The 22,397-nt window shown below is 43.2% G+C and carries 20 protein-coding genes; 15 read left to right on the forward strand and 5 right to left on the reverse strand.

Going from position 1 to position 22,397, the window contains the following annotated elements; translation table 11 throughout:
* Nucleotides 1–150: 150 nt before the first annotated feature.
* Nucleotides 151–1,188, reverse strand: coding sequence for a bestrophin family protein (locus tag HWQ38_RS05805; protein ID WP_292791007.1), 1,038 nt, complete (start codon nt 1,186–1,188; stop codon nt 151–153).
* Nucleotides 1,189–1,668: 480 nt separating this feature from the next.
* Between HWQ38_RS05805 and HWQ38_RS05810 the strand changes: the two genes are divergently transcribed.
* The 4 genes from HWQ38_RS05810 to HWQ38_RS05825 all read left to right on the forward strand — a co-directional run bounded on the left by HWQ38_RS05810 (nt 1,669) and on the right by HWQ38_RS05825 (nt 5,608).
* Nucleotides 1,669–2,139 (forward strand): hypothetical protein, encoded by a 471-nt coding sequence (locus HWQ38_RS05810; protein ID WP_292791010.1) that lies wholly within the window; start codon nt 1,669–1,671, stop codon nt 2,137–2,139.
* A 159-nt stretch (nt 2,140–2,298) separates the two neighbouring features.
* On the forward strand, nt 2,299–2,433 hold the full coding sequence (locus HWQ38_RS05815) for a hypothetical protein (RefSeq protein WP_292791013.1): 135 nt from the start codon (nt 2,299–2,301) through the stop codon (nt 2,431–2,433).
* Between the two features lie 93 nt (nt 2,434–2,526).
* Entirely contained in the window at nt 2,527–5,133 is a 2,607-nt protein-coding gene (locus HWQ38_RS05820; RefSeq protein WP_292791014.1) for a cyclic nucleotide-binding domain-containing protein, read from the forward strand.
* A gap of 136 nt (nt 5,134–5,269) precedes the next feature.
* The gene (locus tag HWQ38_RS05825) at nt 5,270–5,608 is read left to right on the forward strand and encodes a hypothetical protein (RefSeq protein ID WP_292791016.1); all 339 of its coding nucleotides are present in this window, start codon (nt 5,270–5,272) and stop codon (nt 5,606–5,608) included.
* A 166-nt stretch (nt 5,609–5,774) separates the two neighbouring features.
* On the opposite strand, the gene HWQ38_RS05830 is transcribed toward HWQ38_RS05825, so the two are convergent.
* Entirely contained in the window at nt 5,775–6,656 is an 882-nt protein-coding gene (locus HWQ38_RS05830; RefSeq protein ID WP_292791019.1) for an Rpn family recombination-promoting nuclease/putative transposase, read from the reverse strand.
* Nucleotides 6,657–6,973: 317 nt separating this feature from the next.
* On the opposite strand from HWQ38_RS05830, the gene HWQ38_RS05835 reads away from it, so the two are divergent.
* On the forward strand, nt 6,974–9,964 hold the full coding sequence (locus tag HWQ38_RS05835) for a HEAT repeat domain-containing protein (RefSeq protein ID WP_292791021.1): 2,991 nt from the start codon (nt 6,974–6,976) through the stop codon (nt 9,962–9,964).
* 615 nt (nt 9,965–10,579) lie between these two features.
* Here the strand turns inward: HWQ38_RS05835 and thrS are convergent.
* Complete coding sequence (thrS, locus tag HWQ38_RS05840; protein WP_292791057.1) at nt 10,580–12,454, reverse strand: threonine--tRNA ligase; 1,875 nt, start codon at nt 12,452–12,454, stop codon at nt 10,580–10,582.
* Nucleotides 12,455–13,007: 553 nt separating this feature from the next.
* Here thrS and HWQ38_RS05845 point away from each other — a divergent pair.
* The 3 genes from HWQ38_RS05845 (at nt 13,008) to HWQ38_RS05855 (ending at nt 14,073) form a co-directional block, all read left to right on the forward strand.
* Nucleotides 13,008–13,325: a DUF2605 domain-containing protein gene (locus HWQ38_RS05845; RefSeq protein WP_292791024.1), complete on the forward strand. Its 318-nt coding sequence runs from the start codon at nt 13,008–13,010 to the stop codon at nt 13,323–13,325.
* Nucleotides 13,315–13,488 (forward strand): hypothetical protein, encoded by a 174-nt coding sequence (locus tag HWQ38_RS05850; RefSeq protein ID WP_292791027.1) that lies wholly within the window; start codon nt 13,315–13,317, stop codon nt 13,486–13,488. The genes HWQ38_RS05845 and HWQ38_RS05850 overlap by 11 nt, the downstream gene beginning before the upstream one ends.
* A 255-nt stretch (nt 13,489–13,743) precedes the next feature.
* Nucleotides 13,744–14,073, forward strand: a complete 330-nt coding sequence (locus HWQ38_RS05855; RefSeq protein WP_292791029.1) for a DUF2973 domain-containing protein — start codon at nt 13,744–13,746, stop codon at nt 14,071–14,073.
* Between the two features lie 70 nt (nt 14,074–14,143).
* On the opposite strand, the gene HWQ38_RS05860 is transcribed toward HWQ38_RS05855, so the two are convergent.
* Nucleotides 14,144–14,266: a hypothetical protein gene (locus tag HWQ38_RS05860; protein ID WP_292791031.1), complete on the reverse strand. Its 123-nt coding sequence runs from the start codon at nt 14,264–14,266 to the stop codon at nt 14,144–14,146.
* 2 nt (nt 14,267–14,268) lie between these two features.
* Here HWQ38_RS05860 and HWQ38_RS05865 point away from each other — a divergent pair, with 2 nt between their 5' ends.
* The 5 genes from HWQ38_RS05865 (at nt 14,269) to HWQ38_RS05885 (ending at nt 16,204) form a co-directional block, all read left to right on the forward strand.
* Nucleotides 14,269–14,367 carry a type II toxin-antitoxin system RelE/ParE family toxin gene (locus HWQ38_RS05865; RefSeq protein WP_292791033.1) on the forward strand — a complete coding sequence of 33 codons (99 nt, stop codon included), beginning with the start codon at nt 14,269–14,271 and terminating at the stop codon, nt 14,365–14,367.
* A 62-nt stretch (nt 14,368–14,429) separates the two neighbouring features.
* Nucleotides 14,430–14,645: a BrnT family toxin gene (locus HWQ38_RS05870; RefSeq protein ID WP_292791035.1), complete on the forward strand. Its 216-nt coding sequence runs from the start codon at nt 14,430–14,432 to the stop codon at nt 14,643–14,645.
* Nucleotides 14,646–14,715: 70 nt separating this feature from the next.
* Nucleotides 14,716–15,012, forward strand: a complete 297-nt coding sequence (locus HWQ38_RS05875; protein WP_292791037.1) for a hypothetical protein — start codon at nt 14,716–14,718, stop codon at nt 15,010–15,012.
* Nucleotides 15,013–15,110: 98 nt separating this feature from the next.
* Nucleotides 15,111–15,524: a RusA family crossover junction endodeoxyribonuclease gene (locus HWQ38_RS05880; RefSeq protein WP_292791040.1), complete on the forward strand. Its 414-nt coding sequence runs from the start codon at nt 15,111–15,113 to the stop codon at nt 15,522–15,524.
* Nucleotides 15,524–16,204 (forward strand): hypothetical protein, encoded by a 681-nt coding sequence (locus tag HWQ38_RS05885; protein WP_292791060.1) that lies wholly within the window; start codon nt 15,524–15,526, stop codon nt 16,202–16,204. The genes HWQ38_RS05880 and HWQ38_RS05885 overlap by 1 nt, the downstream gene beginning before the upstream one ends.
* Nucleotides 16,205–16,414: 210 nt before the next feature.
* Here the strand turns inward: HWQ38_RS05885 and HWQ38_RS05890 are convergent, their stop codons facing one another.
* A complete protein-coding gene (locus tag HWQ38_RS05890; protein ID WP_292791043.1) occupies nt 16,415–18,706 on the reverse strand; it encodes an amylo-alpha-1,6-glucosidase in 2,292 nt (763 codons plus the stop codon).
* Nucleotides 18,707–19,759: 1,053 nt separating this feature from the next.
* Here HWQ38_RS05890 and HWQ38_RS05895 point away from each other — a divergent pair.
* Both HWQ38_RS05895 and HWQ38_RS05900 read left to right on the forward strand, forming a co-directional pair.
* The gene (locus HWQ38_RS05895; RefSeq protein WP_292791045.1) at nt 19,760–21,769 is read left to right on the forward strand and encodes a DICT sensory domain-containing protein; all 2,010 of its coding nucleotides are present in this window, start codon (nt 19,760–19,762) and stop codon (nt 21,767–21,769) included.
* Between the two features lie 165 nt (nt 21,770–21,934).
* Nucleotides 21,935–22,360, forward strand: coding sequence for a photosystem I reaction center subunit II PsaD (locus tag HWQ38_RS05900; RefSeq protein WP_292791048.1), 426 nt, complete (start codon nt 21,935–21,937; stop codon nt 22,358–22,360).
* Nucleotides 22,361–22,397 lie beyond the last annotated feature (37 nt).

The following is a 22,397-nucleotide window of genomic DNA, read 5'->3' on the forward strand; positions in this document are numbered from 1 at the left end:
CAATCCGGTGTGACCCTTTGTATCCTCTTATTTTTCTTCCTATCCCCTATTTATTGAGCGGATACTAGAAAAACTTGTTTATAGATTTAGGAAGAATGAACATTAGACTTCTTGCATAAATCAAAAAAAGAACCCCACCCCGCCTTTGACTTACGTCAAATTCTCCCCTCCCCGCCTGCGGGGAGGGGCTGGGGGTGGGGTGTTAGGGACTTTTGCAAGAGGTCTATTGTCAGAAGCAACCCTGATTAATTCTTCAACATTGTTTGAAATTGTATTGCAAATTGCATTTAAAGGTAAGTCGTTGGGGTCAAACCCGAAAGGTTCTTCGATTTCTGATCCCATTTGTTCAATACTTAATAATGTAAAACTTACAAAACCCATTATTATCCCAGTCCACCAATTCAAAACGCTAACAATTTCTAAAGGTAATATCAGACAAAAAAGTAATAGCAATTGTCTGAGTTTAATAGTATATATCAAAGGCAGTGGCGTTTTTAAAATACGTTCGCAACCACCTAAAATATCTACTAAATCATCTACGCAGTTATGTAGAGTAGTCAATTGATAGACATTTAGACAATTCACGTCATGTTGATATTGCAAGTAATCTCCTATCCAGTAAGCAATTTGTAGTGGAGGATGATTAGTATCTTTAAGTTGTAAATATTGTTTTTCAGACATTAAGGATGCTACCTGAATGTCTAAAGGTATTGATCTTAGATGTAACTTCATTGCAACTGCAAAAGCACTCACTAAGCGAAGTATTGCCTCTTTTTCTAATCTATCTTGCGGTGTCTTCTCTTTAACTATTATCCAAATTCCCCGACTTAAGTTGCGAGATGTATTAACTAAACCTCCCCATAGTTGACGACCTTCCCAAAATCTCTGATGGGCTGTATTCGTCCGAAAAACTAATAGTAATGTAAAACCAATATTAAAACTTAAAACAGCATTAGTAAGAATACTGTTGGAATTTGAAAATGCTACTGGGAATCCTAAATTATATAAGAATGATATTAAAAACCCATATACAGCACAAAAAAGTACCCAAGGAAGAATGATAGCAATAATTGAGCTTTCAAGTCGAAGAGTTACTTGAAGCCAGTTCAATTTTTCGCCTTTGTAAAGGTGATACTTTTCTATTAAAGAGTTTTTGGAATTATTTTGAAAATAGTTAGGTAGTTTCATATTGACCAGGTTTGACGATTAGATCAATTAGCAAGATGTAGGTTTTCAGATAGCGACTCTTCTACAACTATAATCAACATAAATTGTAACGTTAACATTAAAATTTATTTCTGTGAACCCTCTTTAGGTAGGAAAAGTCCTGACTGTCTTCCCATTCTTCACCATGAACTTGCTTTTATGCTTATATTGGTTAAAGTTCCTGGGATTTCACGATTTATGAGAGAATTAGCCTAAATTTAGATTTATTGACCCTAAAAACTCACTTTTTATCACCGACAGGGCGATGTCTACGAGGAGCTACACTTACGCATTTAAGTTAATAATTAATACAGTGTAAGTAGATACTGCTGATCTCTCAGCTATAAAAAGGAAATCAACTCTCGGAATTTTGGAATTGATATTGGATACAATTGCCCTGTTGATGTTGGTGAAACGACTCATCGCTGGTTGCAAGCAGCTAACGCACCACGCTGGGTATTAATGCCAAACAGCGACCCTGACAATGGTTTGGTTAACGGTGAACTGGCAGAAATCCAAGATCACCACGATTATGGGACACACTGGTTAGCTAATGTAATCAAAGAAATTGCTCAAGACTATCAAAATAGCTATCGCAATACTCATCCCAAAGCTGCCTTCTTTGCAATTAATGATGTTAGTCTTCCTCATGGAGGCGATACTCCCGACCATCATGGACATGAAACTGGCATGATGTGCGATGTTTTCTTGCCCAAAAATAATGGGGCTTTTGGCGGCATTTTTTGGTCGAGTTCTGAATATGATCAAGATGCCACGCGAGCTATTCTCAAGTCTATTCGGAAGCACAAGCTGGTACAGGTGGGGGCGGTTTTCTTCAACGATGGAAAGCTAATTCAAGAGGGGCTTTGTACCCCAATGATTGGTCACGATCATCATATTCACTTTGAAATTAACCCACCAGTAAAAAGCTAGACGAAGCCCGATTTTAGCAGAAGAACTGAGAGCGCGGTTTTGTCAGCGAGAAAAGCACTGATGGAAAGAAGCGATCGCATTACAGCTATTTTCAGGTAAATAGACCACGCGGTAGGGGCACAGCATGCTGTGCCCCTACGACAGATGTGGTTCAAATACATGAAAACTGCTGTAATCGACTACGCAGATCATCAGAATTTAGAAGAAGCTCCCCGTGCTATGTTGAAGTACTTGGGGGAGTTGAAACGCCCCTATTTGACTGCTGTGGAGGGAAAGGTATATGGACGGAGATGACATAACTTGTCACGCATCGTCACACGCAGATATTTTGATGTGGTTTTCAAGGGATAATTCTTGTTATACAGCAGCCTACACGGAGAACTTAATATGACATCTCCAGAAACGGTTACATGGCTACAAGAACGCACGACTTTAGGAATTCTCTCGCCTGAAGGGTTAAATGCGATCGCACAAGTAATTGAAGAACAAGTAGTGAGTGCCGAAACTGACTTAGTTAGCGAAGGCACTCCTCCAGAAGCCCTTTATATTCTTCTAGAAGGTCAACTAGAAAGCAATAACAGCAATCAAAGCAACCCAGCCTTAGCTTGTGGATTCCTCCCCGGAGCAGTGATTGAACTCCAAGAATTGCTGTTGGATGAATTAAGTCCATTCACAATTACTACGGTAACTGAGTGTCACTTGTGGGTTGTACCTGCTGCTAAATTTCGGGAATTATTCACCCAATACCCGGAAATTGCTCAGGCTTTTTCCCGCCAATTGGTTCAAGAATTAGCTCAGGTAACATCTGCACTGGGCTATGAACAAGAGCGTTCGGTAGCTTTGCGACCATATTTAGTCACCAAGGCGCAACGCGGTATTGTGGGTACAAGTCGTTATGCTGTGCGGCTGCGGGAGCAAATTCGAGAAGCGGCGGCTGACCGCAAATCAGTGGATATTTTCGGAGAACCCGGGTTAGAAAAAGACAATATAGCAGCGCTGATCCACTTTGGCTCTCCAAAACGGCGAGAACCAATTATTAAAGTAAATTGTGGTATTCTCCAGACTAGCGGTGCAGATTTATTCGGTCGCGCTGGCGGTAAACCAGGACTATTGGAATGGTTGGGAGAAGGTACTCTAGTCCTCAACAACATCCAAGAATTGCCCGAAGAATTATTACCTCCGGTGACGCAGTTGCTCAAAACCGGCACATATACCCCCGTGACTCGTTCTGGAGAGCCAGCAGCCGAAGCTCGTCCCAGTAAAGCTAGAATTCTGATTGTTTCAGAAAAAACTCAGCCGACAATTGAACGCTGTATTGGTCACATTATTAAAGTACCACCGCTACGGGTGCGGAAAGCTGATATTCAGGCACAGGTTGAATATTATACTAGTCTTTACATTCGGGATAGAGGCATTTCTAAACCGCACATCACCCCAGAAGCTTTGCGCCGCCTACAGTCCTATGATTTCCCTGGCAATGTCAAGGAATTGAAAAATCTGGTAGAACGGGCGATCGTGCAAGCTGAGGGTGCCAATGAATTAACAGAAGAAATTTTCTGGCCAGCCGAAACTAAGAAAAAACGATTTCGGGTGAATTTGTTAAATGCCTATCCTCCTTTACGGCGGTTTTTACGTAGTCCCTGGTGGCCCGATCGCATTAACTATGGTTTTACTGCAACGGCTTTTGCCCTCATGGTTGCAGTATTATTTATTGGGCCTCAAACCCGCGATCGCAATTTCGGATTAAATCTATTTTGGGCTTGGTGGTGGCCTTTCTTCTTATTTCTCTTTCCCTTTTTGGGACGTATCTGGTGTTCTGTTTGTCCCTTCATGATTTACGGGGAAATTACCCAAAAGTTATCTCTCTGGCTGTGGCCTCGAAAACTTAAGCGGTGGCCCAGAGAGCAAGCTGAGAAATGGGGCGGATGGTTCATGTTTGGTTTATTCACCCTAATTTTCTTATGGGAAGAACTCTGGCATTTAGAAAATACTGCCTACCTGAGCGCTTGTTTGCTGCTATTAATTACCGCCGGGGCAATGATTTTCTCGGCTCTTTTTGAGCGGCGGTTTTGGTGTCGGTATCTTTGTCCCATCGGCGGGATGAATGGTTTATTTGCCAAACTCTCAATGACGGAACTCCGGGCACAGCAAGGTATATGTTCTGCCAGTTGTACCACTTATCAGTGTTATAAAGGTGGGCCGCAAAAGGGCGAAGGGATGGAAACGAATGGATGTCCTTTATACTCGCACCCAGCACAGTTAGAAGATAACAGAGATTGCGTACTGTGCATGACTTGCCTCAAAGCCTGTCCCCATCGTTCCGTCGAATTCAACTTGCGTCCCCCTGGTATTGAACTGTGGACAACTCATGTACCCCGCAGCTATGAAGTAGCATTATTGTTTTTGCTCTTGGGGGGTATATATCTGCATCGCTTGCCAGAGTTGCTATCTTCGTTGGGCTTACAACTAGATTTAACTCAGTTTTGGCAGCACTTAGGATTATCGCTGCTAGTGTTAATTATCCCAGTAGCTTTTACCTTTGCGGCATACAAAATGATGCAATTGTTTTACTGGTTAGCAAACTATATCCAAAATCGTTCGACTGAGCGTTCGCGTAGCGTTCCGCAGGAAAGTCCAAAATCCAAAATCCAAAATTATAATAAACCTCGATCATTTGTAGAACTTGCCTATGGCTACCTACCATTGGTGTTAGGGGGAAATTTGGCTCACTATCTGCGTTTGGGCTTAGGCGAAGGTGGGCGGATTTTACCCGTAGCCTTTGCTACTTTTGGGTTTAGTGGTGAACAATTGCCAATATTGGTTGCTCACCCGGCTGTGATTGCCTTTTTGCAAGGTGCAACGATAATTTTCTCCGTGTTAATGACTATATTATTAACCCAAAAGATTTCCAAGCAACCAGTACGATCGCTCCTTTGGCAACACCTAGCAGCGATCGCTTTGGGAGTTAGTATGTGGGTAATTATCGTGTTTTGAGCTTCACATATATTCCACCGGGCGGTTTCTAATCGCCTGGGCTAGGTGCAAAATGTGAGTTAAAAACATTCTTCCCAACGAACGTGATAGAAAATACTCATATAATTTTTCACTCATAATGTAAGGATTACCGATAATGCACGTTCTAAAAAGATCCATCAAACCAGCAACCTATATATCGTTTCTCCACATCTACCAAACGACTTGGGGGACTGCTGGTGATATTTGTTTAATCCGTGAATCTGTAGCTAATGAAAGTACAGCGAAGTTTGTCGGTCATAAAATCGAACTAGCAATACCAAAAGGGTTGGAGCGCGATCGCATCGCCAACTGTCCGATCATTAAAGTTGCAGGTAATGTCGGCGACGGACATCCAAAAGAACACCCGTTGGAATGGGAGGCTTATGACGGTGTAGATCCAGAAATAGCTCTAGCGGCTCTCAAACCTTGGGGCTTCCAGTTAATTGAACTTTGATATGGCAATTTGACAAGCTCAACTCGCTTTCGTTCTTCTGAAACTATTTTTTCCCCTAGCGCCATCAGACATTGGCTCAAATGGAAAAATTCATTTAATAGATATAGGAGTGAAATTAATTAGGGGTTGCCCAAAATCCTTAGTAGGCATAATTCATAAATTGTACTTACGTCATTTTCACTCCTACGTCTAATGTACTAAACCAAGTTTCTAAATCCGCGATCGCCTGAAAATCCAACAATGCTTCACCGAGATTTTCTAATTGTTCTAAGGAGAGAGTTTCAATCCGATCTAGCACTTCTTGGGGTAATTCTCCCACCTGTCGAGTAAGCAGACGGAGAATCAGCAATTGCCCTTCTGCCTTTCGTCCTTCTTCCCGTCCTCGTTGTTCTCCTCGTTGTTCTCCTCGTTGTTCCCCTTCTGCAAGAATTTCTTGATAAATCACTGACTCGCGCATCATACCCTCCCGAAACAGTTGTCTAATCAAATCTTGATTGTATTTTAACCCCGCTAAGATTTGGGTGTAAGCGGAAATTTCTGGTCGTTGTCTTGGCTCAACTTGATTAACTTTTCTCACAACTTGTTGTAACAAAGCTTGAGGTTGCGTGGTTGCCGCCAGTGGTGCTAATGGTAACAAAGCTGGATTATTGAGGAATAGTTCAGGATTTTCTTCCCATAAGCGAATCACGCGATATTCATGACGGGTAGTTTCGACACAGAAGACAGTTTCAATTACTGTTCCTGGTGCAGGGGGAAGCAATAATACGACAACTTGCGTTATTGGTAGACGATACAAACGATATAAGCGTACCCAATAATCTAGCATCCGCAAGGGTAGGGGTGGCGTAGATTCTAGTTTGGTTTGAAATTCCAGATGGAGAATGCGTCCTTCTAATTGTAAGAATGTTACATAATCAGCGCGAATTGGTTCAATGCTCAATTCGGTTTTGAGGACTTTGACGGAAGTTTGGGGTGTTCCTAATACCCAACTGGCAAAGGTAGCAGGATGTTTTTCGGACAGGAGTTTGCAGAGGTTATCAAAGGACATTAACGATCGCCAACAATTGAACGAGGTATTGTTATTATCTCGTGCAGTGGTTTGAGTAGGCGATGTCTACGATGGTTACTGACTTGTACTGAGCGCAGCCGAAGTAGCTTGCCGAAGTACGGGCGTAGCTGCGGCACCATCGCTCAAGGAAGCTGATTATTATACTCTGGGCGTATCTTTTTAAATTCCTGTAGTATTTACATTAATATTTCATTTCTGGCTAGATTGAGTTATCAGACGGTAAGAAGATAACTGTAGCGGTTCCTGATTTACTAGTAAAACAGCCTTTATTACTAAATAAATTACGAATTATACAAATGTATCTGCACATAATTAAAAAGCGATCGTCGCCCTTTTTCCTTTTTCCCTTTATCCTGCTGTTGACTCTTCTCCTCGCCCTGCCTGCGAAAGAACAGCCGAAGCCGAAGTCTGAAGCGTGGCAGATTAACGGTATCGTTGCTGCCCTTGATGATGGATATGACGAAGTAAAGAAACTCGCTTTTGAAAAATTCAATGAATATGATCTAAAAAATTTTAAATCAGTGGTTCAGAAACCAGAGGATATTGCTCAGAAAGCTGCTAAAATCCTCAAGGATAAAACCGTTGATAAAGATGTTCGTGCTGGTGCAGCAGTGGTATTGGAAAATCTGGGGGAGGCAGCCAAACCCTACGTCAAAGACATCGCTGACATTCTCAAGGATAAAACCGTTGATAAAGATGTTCGTGCTGCTGCAGCTTATGCATTGGAAAATTTAGGGGAGGCAGCCAAACCCTACGTCAAAGACATCGCTGACATTCTCAAGGATAAAACCGTTGATAAAGATGTTCGTGCTGCTGCAGCTTATGCATTGGAAAATTTGGGGGAGGCAGCCAAACCCTACGTCAAAGATATCCTCGACTTCCTCAAGGATAAAACCGTTGACAATGATGTTCGTTCCCATGCAGCAGTGTCATTGGAAAATTTGGGGGAGGCAGCCAAACCCTACGTCAAAGACATCCTCGACTTCCTCAAGGATAAAACCGTTGACAATGATGTTCGTTCCCATGCAGCAGTGTCATTGGAAAATTTGGGGGAGGCAGCCAAACCCTACGTCAAAGACATCCTCGACTTCCTCAAGGATAAAACCGTTGACAATGATGTTCGTGCTGGTGCAGCATCGGCATTGGAAAATTTGGAGGAGGCAGCCAAACCCTACGTCAAAGATATCCTCGACTTCCTCAAGGATAAAACCGTTGACAATGATGTTCGTTCCCATGCAGCAGTGTCATTGGAAAATTTGGGGGAGGCAGCCAAACCCTACGTCAAAGACATCCTCGACTTCCTCAAGGATAAAACCGTTGACAATGATGTTCGTTCCCATGCAGCAGTGTCATTGGAAAATTTGGGGGAGGCAGCCAAACCCTACGTCAAAGACATCCTCGACTTCCTCAAGGATAAAACCGTTGACAATGATGTTCGTTCCCATGCAGCAGAGGCATTGGGAGAGATAGAACAATTCGACCTGAATAATATTGTTGTAATTCTGGATAGCATCTATTACGCAGGTCAATCAGAATTTGCAAAGTGGCGATTTTTGACATATTTTCTGGGTGGCGGCACTGATGAAGTCAAAACACTGCTCACATGGCTCGGTTTTCCTGAGACTAAAACAATTCCTGCTCACTTGAGCCATGATCAAGGTGATAAAACTCTCAAAATCTTTGCCCAAGTCTGGGAACCTAGCCAAGGTTTAACACGATTACGGGAAGATTTAGCAAAGCAAATTGCTGTAGTTGCTAGAAAAGTCTCTTGGCAACCACAAGATATTGGTATTCTAGAAACTCAGAACAGAAACCTCAAAAACGCCGGATATACCGAAGCTGATTCGCTGCAATCAGTAATAGTTAGCCTCAAGGGTTGGCAGTGGTTTTTTAACGCCAGAACTATTATTTTGATTCACGCTACCTTTTGGCTTGCCCTCATCTTCGCTTATCCCAAATTTCCCCAAGTTCAAGCCATCTTCTTCTGGAATCCTTGGGTAAGGCGCATCTTAGGCGTGGGCTACGTCGGCTTTCTCCTCGCCTGGATTCCCTTTTTCCGCCGCAAGTTATTTGAACCTTTCAAGCCTTCCCTACTAGCCGATGCCGAGTTAGATAATTTTAACCCTCAAACATACTTTCCAGAATCTAAGGTGAAAGTTCCCAGTGCCGAAGAACCCCAAGCTATTACCCAGGTGCTACCCAGCATCGCAGGGCAAATTGTTCTAGAAGGTGATTCTGGTTTGGGTAAGTCGATGTTTCTCCGCCATTTAGTGAAAACCTCACCCCGCATTGTGGTTTATTTACCCGCCCGCAAGTGTGACAAAGGGGTAATTGAAGCAATTCAAGCGAAGCTGCACGGGCAAGCACAAGATGCTGATTTTCTCAAGAATTTAATTTACAGTGGTGCATTAGATATCTGCATTGATGGACTCAACGAAGTCACAGCCGACACCAGGGCAAAAATCTGCCAGTTTGTCGAAAGCTATTTCCGGGGTAACATCATCATGACTACCCAGCCTCTAGAGTGGACACCACCCTCAACAGCCAAGATATATAAATTACAGCCCCTTGAGCAAACCCAAATTCAGCAATTTTTGATTTCCCGTCAGCCACGATTGCCCAAAGATGCCAAAGTTCAGGGTAATAATTACGAGCAAGCCTGTATTAGCTATCTAGCAACAGCCCTCAGCAACCAGCAATCACCAGAGGAGTTAACGCCTAACCAAAGGGTTCTCTCTAACCCAATGGATTTAACAGTTGTGGCGTTAATGATCTCCCAAGGTGAATACCCCGATTTGTTTCACCTGCAACAACAGCAATATAATTTGATGGCAGCCGAATACCTGCAAGAGTGGAACCAGGAATTTCCCTTAAAAAAATTCTCCGATGCAGTCTATCAAATGCGGCTAAACGATGAACAGGCGCTACCCGCAGATGAATTTTTCAAAGTATTAGAATCTTTAGAAGATGAGAAATATAAAATGGTTGTCAGCCGTCAGTGGCAAAACGAAGAAGGTGCAGCCAAGAGAGAATGGTATTTCCGCCACGATAAGATTATGGATTTCTTTTTAGTGCAGAACTTTCTCGGCGAGAAAGATGAAGCTAAAAATCGACTGATTGACCACATGGGCGACCCCCGTTTTCGCGGTGTATACTTTTTGCTAGTAAACTTACTGCCTTTAGATGCTGCCAAAGAACTGAAGGAAAAATTAATTCAATACGCTGCCGATACCAAAGACCATACTGTGAGTGATACCTTCGTGCAATTATTGCGGCCAAGGTCCTGATATTAATTCGTAATTAAGAAAGAGACTTATAGTCTGAAGGGAAATTTTTGATTTAATTAAAATGAGTCTTTGAACTGGATGAATCCACCTCTGAACTCCGTCAACGAGTCTTTGAACTGGATGAATCCACCTCTGAACTCCCTTAACGAGTCTTTGAACTGGATGAATCCACCTCTGAACTCCGTTAACGAGTCTTTGAACTGGATGAATCCACCTTTGAACTCCGTCAACGAGTCTTTGATACTCGTGAATAGACCATGCGGTAGGGGCACAGCAATGCTCATACGTGTCAACTTAACGTATAACCCATGTTCCGCAAGGAACTGAAGTTCCTTGCTCATAGCAAAAGTCATCTGAAGATGACTAAATATCTCTCCAAATCCTTAGTCTACTTGAGTAGACTTGAGCTAAAAGCCAAAGGAATTCATTCCCAGGCGGGTGATAAAGCTATGAGAGAGGCTGTTTCAAGCTTAAGTTGACACCAATGAGCTTTTATCTGTGCCCCTACGACAGATGTGGTTCATCATGATAAATGTCTTTGGCTGGCATTAATTCTGACTTTTCAGTTAATTTTTGAGGCTGGGCATTACCCAGCCTACTGTTTGCTATTTGAAGTTAATCTGCGCTGGTGACATCGATCTGAAGGTTATCGAAGTTAGCGATCGCTTCTTGTAATTTATCCACAACTTGATCAACAGAAATACTACCTAAGTCTCCAGAGGCGCGGGTACGGATACTCAAAGTGTTGGTTTCTACTTCCTTCGCTCCCACCACCGCCATCACGGGTATTTTTTCTTTCTCTGCATTCCGAATCTGTTTACCCAAGCGATCGCCACTAGTATCAACTTCTGCACGGATGCCCAACGTTCTCATCTTCGCCACCACATCTTTAGCAAAATCTAACTGTGTGTCACCCACTGGTAGTAATCTAGCTTGCACTGGCGCTAACCACAAAGGGAAATCGCCCGCATATTCTTCAATTAAGATCCCAATCAACCTTTCCAGTGAACCAAAAGGCGCACGGTGAATCATCACAGGGCGTTTGCGAACCCCATCTTCGGCGACATATTCCAACTCAAAGCGTTCTGGCAAATTGTAATCTACTTGCACAGTTCCTAATTGCCACTCCCGATCTAGGGCATCACTAAAGATAAAGTCAAGTTTTGGCCCATAAAATGCCGCCTCTCCAATACCTTCAAAGTGATCCATCCCCAAGGTTTCAACTGCACGGCGAATCGCACCTTCGGCTTTATCCCAAATTTCATCTGAACCGATGTACTTATCACTAGCAGGATCGCGGAAACTCAGCCTAGCTTTAAAGTTCTTCAGTTGCAGACTATTGAACACCGACAAAATCAAATCCACCACATTCAGGAATTCACTATCTAGCTGTTCTGGGGTGACGAACAAGTGAGAATCATCCACAGTAAAACCGCGCACCCGTGTTAAACCGCCCAATTCCCCTGATTGTTCGTAGCGGTAAACAGTGCCAAATTCTGCCAGTCGCATCGGTAATTCCCGATAGGATCGCAACTCACTTTGATATATTTGGATATGGAAGGGACAGTTCATCGGCTTGAGGACAAAACCATCTTCTTTGGCAGCAGCTTCCTGATCATCCGCCATCAAAGGGAACATATCTTCTTTATATTTCTGCCAGTGTCCAGATTTTTTAAATAAATCGACTTTAGCAAGATGGGGAGTCACCACAGGCAGATAACCCCGTTTTAATTGTTCTTGCTTAAGGAAGTCTTCTAAAGTACTCCGCAACAGAGTGCCCTTTGGCGTCCACAAAGGTAAACCCGGCCCGACTAGATCAGAAAATATAAATAATCCCAGTTCCTTACCCAGTTTCCGATGATCTCGCCGCAGCGCTTCTTCTTTGCGTCGTTTATATTCAGTGAGTTGTTCTGGACTTTCCCAAGCGGTAGCGTAGATGCGTTGTAATTGGGCTTTAGTTTCATCCCCACGCCAATAAGCGCCAGCAACGCTTTCTAGTTCAATTGCTTTCGGGTTTAATTCACTAGTATTTTCCAGATGAGGCCCCGCACACAAATCCCACCATTCATTCCCCAGGTGGTAAATCGTGATTGGTTCCTCTTTAATATCTGCCAGAATTTCTAGCTTGTAAGGTTCGTTAATTTCCTGAATCCTGCGTGCGGCTTCTTCGCGGCTAACTTCTTCTCGACTTATATCCAGCTTGCGATTGATAATTTTCGCCATCTCTTTCTTAATGGCTTTGAGATCATTTTCGCTAAATGGTTCTGGATTGTCGAAGTCATAGTAAAAACCGTTTTCAATCCAAGGGCCGATTGTAACTTGTGCCTTGGTAAACAGCTTTTGTACTGCCATTGCCATTACATGGGAAGCAGTGTGGCGAATCTTTTTTAAGTTCTCCGATTCGCTGGTACGCGGTAAATAAATTTTTTCAACTTGTTCTAGCTGTTCTGACGGATTCGATGATTTTAGCGACATTGGCTGCTGAACCATTGGCGAAGTGATTACAAAAGGTGATTTATTGAAAGTCGGCGGGAAACTCCAACCCAAAAGTGAGTGGAGAGGGATAGCCGCCCGCCGACTTCGGGCATTGGGCATTGGTGATTTTTCCCCATGCCCCATTCCCAAAAACTCCATCCCTTTGTGGATGGAGTTTTTCGTTTGAATCTGTAGGCTTATTCAACTATAACGACTTTGATTTTTGCCCTGTAGGCTTTATGTTCCCACTACTGGATTAATTTTTAATCGGGGATAAAGATAAATTTTTGATTGCTTACCTGAGTGTCAAATTCAGGATTGCAGGCGTAGGCGTAGCCCGTCGTAGACATCGCTAAATTATCTAATGAGTTGCAACTCGCTGTCAGTTATACGTATAGATGCCTCTCCAAAGGAAGTGTACAAACCTGATATCAAGACTATATAATAAATTTGGTGTTCTTTGTTACATATTTTTACATTCCCGGAATTATGAGAGAAATAAGAAATATGTTAAGAAACATAAATAACGTTAATATTAGTAAGCAAGTTTAAAATATGCTTATCATTTATGTCAGACTCAAATGTACCAGGGACTGAGTTACTGAAAACGGTTTTAGAACCCCTGCTGGAAGATTTTCAGCATTGGTTTAGGCGATCGCGCCATTTACTCGAAACTGAGCAAATATCATTTATGAGTGAGCAAGAGCAATCTGACTTGCTCTGGCGGGTTAAGCAAGCGCAGGATGAACTAAACACGGTGAGAATGCTGTTTGCTGCTACTAATAAACAAGTCGGGATTGAGATGGCAACGTTAATGCCTTGGCATGACTTAGTAACAGAATGTTGGAATGTCGCAATGCGCTTTCGTCAAGGGCGTGAAGTCTAAGCAGCAGATGCTCTCATCTGGTAAATTTTGGCAGACTACTACAAGCCTTCCGGGTAACGCTGCTTCTCTGCCAGATGCGCGATCGCTCTTAGCAACTTCCCTTCTTTTACCAGATGCTTTAGCGCATGAGAGAAGACTCCTACACCCTCACAGCTTTGCGTAAACGCAAGATGGTAGAACAGCCCTTAAAGAGATAGTAAAAAATTCTTAACGATTTCTTAACATTATTGGGACTAACAAAAAAATGTATCCTATGTTACCGTAAGTGGAATAACGGTTGACAAATAGTTTCATATAGATGTAAGCGCCCAAAGGGTGCGTCAAATACTCGTCTTAACTGTGAGTCACAGTATCGGCGAAGCAAAGCGTTACATTACAAAATAAAGTTTTAAAAATTGTTGCCCTGGAGGAAAATCCCATGTTACACCTGCTTTACATTCTTGCTTTTACAATCCTTGCATTTATAGCTGTTGGCAACTTAATTCGTAACCTGATCATGTTCAGTTTTGATCGAGAGCAAACTTACCCGACGAATACCTTGTCAATGAATAATCAAGGCAACTATGGTTATTATTCATCAAAAAAACAGTTTGTACCCCATCCAGAGTTATTAGATAGCGCGGGCAACTTAATTAAAGAGCCACTTTTGGTAATGCGTTCGGTTAACGTTGAAGATGCGCGTCAACATCTCGATGCACTTTATGAAGCATCTCCAGGACATAAAAGTGAAAATTCCGAGGAAGCTTAAAAAAGTTAGGAGTTAGAAGCAGAGACGCGATTAATCGCGTCTGTACAGGAGTTAGGAGTTTGGGTGTAAATTATTGTTGTTTTTGCATCCTTAACTTTTCTGGTAGCAGAAATTTATTACCATCCTTTAAATTTGAGGCGATCGCGTCGGTAGGTTGGTAAGTTAACATTGTGTAGCCAGGAAAATTGGTCAATCTTGAAGCCGTATCGCATTATTTATCGGGTTGAGGAAGACAAAAAACAGGTGAGCATTGCAAGGTTCTGGCACGCATCAAGATTCAGCCCGGAATTGTAATTGTAAACTTTTGTAACGAATCGTATTGACAACGTAAATACATCTTGCCTAGACTATGAGGTATGGATGTGTTTTTCGTGCTTAATGGTGTCACCTTCGTTTGGAACGAGGAGAAAACTGGGATTAATCCCAGCAATCATGAGGGCATAACATTTCAGCAAGCCGTAGAAGCTTTCTTCGATCCGTTTCTAGTGGTGATTGATGCAAGCCGCAATGATCAGGAGCGGGATGCTGTGATTGGCTTGGACAGACGATGGAATATTCTGTACGTCGTCTAGATTGAGCGTGAAAACGACATGATTAGGATCATCTCGGCTCGGAAAGCGACGCGCAAGGAACGTGAATACTATGAAAGCTGAAGTCTTAAAAAAGCGACTCGATAAAAATCGTCCAATGATGACAATCACAATTCGCATTCCCGAAGATGTGATTGAGGATTTGAAGCGAGTAGCACCATTGTTAGGGTTTTCTGGTTATCAGCCATTAGTTCCTGCTTACATCGGACAAGGACTTAGAGCAGATATTGAACGACTTGAGGGTGATACTGTTTCTATATTGATTGCAAGCCTGAAACGGCATGGTGTGAGTGATGAGATAATTCGTGAAGTACTCAGTGAAGCTACTGAGCAAGGCAGAAACAGTTAGTAACGGCAGTATTCCTCTTTCATGAGTAGCAGGAATTATCCACTTGTGTTCGAGGTTACTAGCATAAAATAACCTGTGATCTATTATTTAAAAGTGCATTGACCAGATTTGAGTTCATAGTAGATGGCCCCCCAGTATCACAACAGGCTCGTAAGCGTGGTAAGGGCAATCGGCTTGAAGATTGGAAAAAGACAGTGCTACAAGAAGCTGAAAAATACTGGTCTTCGGAACAAAAAACAGCTACTGAGTTGGTTATGCTCCAGATAACCTATTTCTATGATTCCGATAAAATGGATGTAGACAATATTGTGAAGCCTATTCAAGATGCAATTAAAGGATTAGCCTACGTCGATGATAATCAAGTAAGCGATCTCCTAGTTAGAAAGAGGAATTTGTCAAGTAACTTTAGAATAGAAAACATGACCTCGACATTGGCGGAAGGTTTTGCTCGTGGCAATGAGTTCTTATATATTGTCGTAATTGATGCTCCTAACCAGGAGGTAATTATTTGATGGAAACTCCAACCGCAAACTTAGAAAGAGAGCGATTGCTGAAACTAGCAGAGGAGTATCGTGAAAAAGGTTACGAAGTTTTTTTTCATCCAAATCCAGAAGACTTGCCTGACTTCCTTAATCACTATCGCCCTGACATGATAGTACGTAGGGGAAAAGAAAATGTAGTTATTGAAGTCAAGTCACGCTCCTCACTTAACTCTTCTTCTAATCAATATTTAGGTAATTTAGCTCAAGCGGTAGAAAAACATCCTGGTTGGAGATTTGAATTAGTAATGACCAACCCGGAGGATACAACGTATTCTCTGAAAGCAGAGACTTCTCTTCAAGAGCGTGAAATAGAATCACAGTTGCAACTAGCAAAGCAACTTACAACGCAACATCCAGAATTAGCTCTCCTATATTCCTGGTCATTAGTAGAAGCAACTTTGAGACTTATTGCCCAAAAGGAAGAGCTAAGTTTAAAAAAATTTGATCCACGCTACTTAGTAAATCAATTAGTAACTGAAGGTGTAATTTCAAAATCTGAGTATCAGTTACTAATGAATGCACTCCCATTACGTAATTCTATTGCTCATGGCTTCAAAACTACACAAATTACGCTAAATTATGTATATGAATTGATCGAGCTTATAGAGCAGCTTTTAAGAACTCTGCACACTGGCGATGAAGCAGGTTAACGCTGCATTGCTTGGAGCGGATGGTAGGGACAAAGCAAAGCCCTGGTGCTAAATTTCAGGTTATGCTGTTGAGTGATGTCTACGATGGTTACTGAGCTTGCCGTACCACTTCGTGGAAGCAAGCTACGCGCAGTGTCTCGTAGAGAAGTACGGGCTATGCGGAGCACCAAGCATAAAATAGGGAGTCTTGACATACTCCCTACTGCCTTTCTAAGCTTCGATAACTACCCGCAAATTACCCCGTTTTTTTGCAACGCGACAAGCAGTCGTACTACCAGAACGCTCGAATTCCAAATCGAGGATGGTGGGACCGACTCGCAAATTATGAAATGACAACCGATTAATCGATTCTGGCAAAGCGGGGTCAATTATTCGCAAGCAGTTATTTTGAGCGTCAGGCACCAAATTGACCATCATTTGCAGTAGTTGGAAAATACTACCAGTAGCCCAAGCTTGGGGAGTGCAAGCAACTGGATACTGCACAGGGCTATTATCACCGTTGCGTTCGTAGCCGCAGAAAAGTTCTGGAGGACGTTGATAGGGTTGCTGGTCAGTCATGTCAAATAAACCTTGGAATATTTCCAGGGCTTGATCGATCAGGCCGAGCGATCGCAATCCCATTGCAATCAGAGCGTTATCATGAGGCCAAACCGAACCAGTGTGATAGCCCATTGGATTGTAAGCGGGTGACAAACTACTCAGAGTCCGAATGCCCCAACCATTAAACATATCTGGTGCCCGCAACCGTTCTGCTACACTATAGGCTTTTTCGGGTGTGAAGATTCCCAAATTCAGACAATGACCGGGATTTGAGGTAATACTGTCTACTGGCTTGCCATCTCCATCCAAAGCTAAAGCGCAGAAATCCTGGTCTTCTACCCAAAAATCTCGATTAAAACGAATCTTAAGATTTTTAGCCTCTTCTTGCCAACGATCTGCCAAATCAAGCCGCTTCTTCATCCTAGCTATTTCTGCTAGGCGCGTTTTTGCAGCATAGACGTAAGCTTGCACCTCACAGAGGGCAATTGGACCGTTGGCTAATTCTCCCTTGCGGTCTACGATACAGTCGCCAGAATCTTTCCAACCTTGGTTAACCAGACCGCGTTTGGATTTACGGAAATAACTGAGGTAGCTGGTTTGTTTGCTATTGCGATCAATCCAGTCCATTGCTGCTAGAGCATTCGGCCAAAGTTGCTCAAGGAGTTCTTGATCGTGAGTCCAAGCATAATGTTCGGCATAAAGCATCAGCCACAGGGGAGTCGCATCAACTGTACCGTAGTAAGGTGTATGGGGAATTTCTTGACAACGAGCCATTTCTCCCAAACGTAACTCATGCAAAATCTTACCCGGTTCTTCTTCGCGCCATTCGTCCTCAAATTTACCTTGATATGTCGCCAGTAATATCAGGGTTTCTTTGGCGATTTGCGAATTTAACATCAGGGTTTGAGAAGCTGTAACCAGCGAATCTCGCCCAAATAGTGTCGAAAACCACGGCACTCCCGCAGAAACAGTCTTATGCTTCCCAAAAGATTGGCGCAACAAATACATATCTTGTTCAGCCCGCTCAATCACTCGATTGAAGGTATTCTTATCTGAGCTAATGCGTGTAATTTGTTGTACCCAGTTTTGCTCCTCCATCAACTCCGCCGCTTTCGCCTGTCCTAATGTGAAGGCGGCGCTCACGGTTGAACTGGACTGGTTGTTTCTCAACATATTCACTCGGTAGCCCAGCTTTTGAGTTTCGTGAGAAGCTAACTCTAGCTGCCAAACCGCAGTGTAACCCTTGAAAGAGTCTGGTTGCCGATGCTGGAATAGAATCCGGGATTCCATCACGGAGCCATCCAGACCTTGATAGGCGAGTGTGAAAGATTGTTCCCTAGAGGCCGATGGCTCTTTGGGTACAGACGCAACGCCATCAATCAGAGAAAATGTTTCTTCCTCAGCTGTCAGTTCCACTAGGCGTAAAAGCCGACCTCGTTTTTCTCTGTAATAACCCCGGACTTCAAATAAATCAACAAAATCTGCATCAAAGCTGATGCTTAGTTCAAAACTGACGGTAGTTGTGCTGTAGTTAGATATTTCTATTTCTTCAAATAGTGCCCCATTCAGCACGATTTCTCGGCGAATTCCTACAGTGTCGGGTTTCAGCCGTTCGTCAATTTTGGGGTTGGTACACAAAACTGAGAGTGAAAACCCTTTTTGGGCAGTACTACTCAAGAGTACAGGCGATCGCCCTTCAATTTGCAACTCCAAACGATTCAGAAATCTGGTATCACAACAAAACAGTCCCATGCTGGAATTGCCATCGTTAAGGGAACAGCCAGAAATATTCCCGATACTATCTGTCACAAAAAATAAATCATCATCTTTAACCGTCAGTGTCGGTTGTGGTCTTTCACTCACAACACAAGGCCACTCCGGGATCGGTAATTGTTCAGCAGGAATAAAAGTTTTTCCATCCAGAAAAATTTTTTCCGGGGTCATTAGCGTATCCGGTGTCATTAGTAAAAGTTCCGTGTACAGGTCTATATTTTTTGTGGTCTTCCGATTAGAGGTCGCTGACCCTCACAACTTTCGCAAAAAAGACGCTCTCTAAAACTCGTTTGAGCTATTCGAGCCAAAGTAATCCTTACATACTGCTGACAAAATAGCAGCACTCAAATCCATATAAGCAAATTTTGATAATTTTATATTTTATAAGTCTCAAGTCAAGATTGAAAACTGAGGATTTTGAGAGAATTCATTAGTCATTAAACTTTCAGAAATACAAGACATATAGTATACTCAGCAAAAATGCGAAATTCACAGTTTTTGTTGGGTATAGAGAGCATTTGTTCCCTACTATTATACGATTTTGTCTGAAATATCTTTGGTATTTGATTAGACAGATTTATGAGAATTAATTAAACCGCGTCTATCTTGAAACCTGTAGTTCTTCGGTGATCAAAAGGATTTGCCCTCATCCCCCAACCCCGAATCCCAAATCTGGGATTCGGGGAGCCAGAATTTCAAAGTCCGTCTCCCAGATATGGGAGACGGATTTAGGGTCAGGGCAAAAACTACGCTTATAAACTTAGATGAGGTTTAATTGATTAAATTTCATCACTAATTATGGACTAAATTATCTGAATGTAGTAATAATAATTTCTGGGTAGGAAAATTTCTTTAGTGAGCATAAATCAAAGTAGGCGATGTCTACAACTGGCTACGGCAACGTGTGAACTATCAATCAATTATCAGTGCTTCGGCAACACAAGAGTTCAAACCATACAATAATTAGTATTTTAGTACTTAGTCAGGAAAGATTTTACCTGTACAAGCAAAAGCATAAGTTGGTCGAGAATGTATATTGGGCGTAGTAGGTTGTCAATTAACAAATCAAGTTGTACGCACTCCTGCTAATTGGTAACAAAGTGTTGCGCCTGCTTTGGCGAAAAGCGCTTTTGAGCGTTCTTTACATATTGCAACTGTCTATTTTACTTGAGAGTCCCTTGGAATTTGTACAATGCAGCTGTGACGTGGATCTTTTCGAGGTTGAGCGTTTAACAATAATTCATGAGCATTTCGACTTCTGTGCTGAGTGATCTGCTAAAGTCCCTACCCTACTTGCGGCCCCAGCTATATTTTAAGGCTTCACTAACGGCGCTCTCCCACGCGATGGAAGATCAAGTTTTGGCTGCGACTTTAGCCCAACCCCTTATAATTGCTAGTTTCCAGCGAGAGCGATTCTACCGCCAAGAAGCTCATCGCTACCAGCGACTTGCCTTGCGAAGTAATCAAGTATATGTATTATCTGCTCCAGAAACGGATTTCAGTAACAGTTCCGAACACTACGAAAAGATCGCTTTTGAACCAAAGGATGGCTTAAGTCAAGAGTGGCATTTGGTAGTGATTGCTGATAATTATGCAACTTGTCTGGTTTGCCGGGAAAACCTTGGTTCTATTGCCAAAAACAAGCAACTACCTGAACTAAGCCCGAATCTGGATATCGACACAGCGCGAAGATTTGAGGGAATTTGGACATCGGAAAGGGGAGTTAGCCTCAAAGCCGCCGAATTGCTGTTAGACAGGATTTTGGTTTACAGACCAGAACTAGCAAGTAAAATTCAGGAGGCACGTCAGAGATTTGGCATCGGGGAACCGCGAAACGACTCTGGAGCAGAACAGGTAAACGAATACGCTTGTGACATTGATACAGATCCCTTTGTGCAGCGCTTAGTAACTTATTTGCAAGCTAGCCAGTACAAATTGCATAAAGCTTACCGTTCAATTGCTGCCCAAGCACGAAAAGAACGATTAGTCAACTCAATTAGCACTGCGATTCGGCGATCGCTCGATCCTGACGAAGTTCTCCAGGTGGCGGCACAAGAATTAGGACAACACCTAGAAGCGTGTCGCTGTTTAATTTACCGCGCTCAAGCCTCAGATAGCCAAGCCATAATTGAACACGAGTTTTTGAATCCCGGTGTTTTATCGGTTCGTGGGCAAACCTGGGAGTTAGAGAAAAATTCCCTATTTCGGGACATAGTGGAACAAGGCGAAGGTGTTTGTGTAAGCGATACGCTGAGTGACCCTCGCGTTACCAATTCGCCAGGACTCTCCACGATCGCCAAAAAGTTTGCCATTCGTTCTTGGTTGATGGAACCCGTGTTCTATCAGGGGCGATTATTGGGCATTGTGGAGTTGCACTATTGCCGGATGCCACCCCATGAGTGCCAACCTGGGGAGTTGGATCTGGTAGAAGCGATCGCTACCCAAGTGGGAGCAGCGCTCATCCAAGCGGAAGCTTACGCCAACCTAGAAGAACTTAACCAGCAGTTAGAAGCCCTAGACCGCACCCGTAGCAACCTGATAGCCATCACCGGACACGAACTGCGTACCCCCCTATCTACGATTCAAGTCTGCCTGGAAAGTCTCGCTAGTGAGCCGGATATGCCCTTGGAGTTGCAGCAGATCATGCTGAATACTGCTCTTTCCGACTCAGAGCGGATGCGAAAACTAGTACAAGATTTCCTCACACTTTCCAACTTAGAAAGCGGTCGGGTGGAGTGGCACCCAGAATCCCTCACCTTTCAAGAATGTGTGGATTTAGCACTCAGCCGAAATCGCACGCGTTCCTCAACGGAAAAGCCGCTCCAAATCAAGACTCAAATTGCCCAAAACCTCCCTTTGGTTAGAGCTGATGGTGATTGGCTAGTAGAGGTACTGGCAAAACTCATGGACAATGCTTATAAATTTACGCCACCCGAAGGAGAAATCACCATTAAAGCGATTCCCAACAGCCGTAAAATGGTTGAAGTGACTGTAGCTGACACTGGACGGGGCATTGAACCGAATCGTTTAGAAGTAGTTTTTGACCGCTTCTATCAAGAAGAAGGAGCGCTGCGCCGCACCACTGGCGGGACTGGACTTGGTTTAGCAATTTGCCGTCAAATTGTTAATGGCTGGGGTGGGGAAATTTGGGCAGAGTCAACTGGCAAAGATCAGGGTAGTCAGTTTCACTTCACTATCCCGATTGTTCACAGTAGCCAAGAGGAAAAGCGGACAAAAGTCAAGAGTAAATAGGTATTGGATATTGGGCATGGGGCATTGGGCATGGGGCATTGGGCATTGGGCATGGGGCATTGGTTTTTGACTAATGACTAAAAACTGTTACAGTCTATGACGCGATCGCAATATAATCCTGGTTGCGATGTTAGGATTCCCTAAAAACGTTGAGAGAATCACTTTATGGCAGAAACACTCTCTGGACAAACCCCGCTATACGGTGGCAGCACCGGTGGCTTGCTCAGAAAAGCAGAAGTTGAAGAAAAGTACGCGATCACTTGGACTAGCCCGAAAGAGCAAGTATTTGAATTGCCTACAAGTGGTGCTGCTATTATGCGGAAAGGTGAAAACCTGCTGTATATAGCTCGTAAAGAATATGGCATCGCTTTGGGCGGTCAGCAACTCCGCCGGAAATTCAAAATCACAGACTACAAAATTTACCGGATTTTACCCAACGGAGAAACTACTTTAATTCACCCAGCTGATGGTGAATTCCCCGAAAAAGTCAAAGAAGGTCGTCCAAAAGTGGCTTATGTCCCACGCAGCATTGGGCAAAACCCCAGTCCTGCACAACTCAAGTTCAGTGGTAAAGCTACCCACGAAGCATAGGGACTAGGGACTAGGGACTGGGGACTGGGGAAGAAGC

It is taken from the genome of Nostoc sp. NMS7, from assembly GCF_017115085.1.
Taxonomy (GTDB): Bacteria; Cyanobacteriota; Cyanobacteriia; order Cyanobacteriales; family Nostocaceae; genus Nostoc.

Coding starts and splice junctions, on each gene's coding strand:
- HWQ38_RS05900 (WP_292791048.1), top strand. CDS start 21,935: ATGGCAGAAACACTCTCTGGACAAACCCCGCTATACGGTGGCAGCACC.
- HWQ38_RS05885 (WP_292791060.1), top strand. CDS start 15,524: ATGGAAACTCCAACCGCAAACTTAGAAAGAGAGCGATTGCTGAAACTA.
- HWQ38_RS05845 (WP_292791024.1), top strand. CDS start 13,008: ATGTCAGACTCAAATGTACCAGGGACTGAGTTACTGAAAACGGTTTTA.
- HWQ38_RS05835 (WP_292791021.1), top strand. CDS start 6,974: ATGTATCTGCACATAATTAAAAAGCGATCGTCGCCCTTTTTCCTTTTT.
- HWQ38_RS05815 (WP_292791013.1), top strand. CDS start 2,299: ATGAAAACTGCTGTAATCGACTACGCAGATCATCAGAATTTAGAAGAA.
- thrS (WP_292791057.1), bottom strand. CDS start 12,454: ATGGTTCAGCAGCCAATGTCGCTAAAATCATCGAATCCGTCAGAACAG.
- HWQ38_RS05890 (WP_292791043.1), bottom strand. CDS start 18,706: ATGACACCGGATACGCTAATGACCCCGGAAAAAATTTTTCTGGATGGA.
- HWQ38_RS05830 (WP_292791019.1), bottom strand. CDS start 6,656: ATGTCCTTTGATAACCTCTGCAAACTCCTGTCCGAAAAACATCCTGCT.
- HWQ38_RS05855 (WP_292791029.1), top strand. CDS start 13,744: ATGTTACACCTGCTTTACATTCTTGCTTTTACAATCCTTGCATTTATA.
- HWQ38_RS05870 (WP_292791035.1), top strand. CDS start 14,430: ATGGATGTGTTTTTCGTGCTTAATGGTGTCACCTTCGTTTGGAACGAG.
- HWQ38_RS05895 (WP_292791045.1), top strand. CDS start 19,760: ATGAGCATTTCGACTTCTGTGCTGAGTGATCTGCTAAAGTCCCTACCC.
- HWQ38_RS05825 (WP_292791016.1), top strand. CDS start 5,270: ATGCACGTTCTAAAAAGATCCATCAAACCAGCAACCTATATATCGTTT.
- HWQ38_RS05820 (WP_292791014.1), top strand. CDS start 2,527: ATGACATCTCCAGAAACGGTTACATGGCTACAAGAACGCACGACTTTA.
- HWQ38_RS05810 (WP_292791010.1), top strand. CDS start 1,669: ATGCCAAACAGCGACCCTGACAATGGTTTGGTTAACGGTGAACTGGCA.
- HWQ38_RS05805 (WP_292791007.1), bottom strand. CDS start 1,188: ATGAAACTACCTAACTATTTTCAAAATAATTCCAAAAACTCTTTAATA.
- HWQ38_RS05875 (WP_292791037.1), top strand. CDS start 14,716: ATGAAAGCTGAAGTCTTAAAAAAGCGACTCGATAAAAATCGTCCAATG.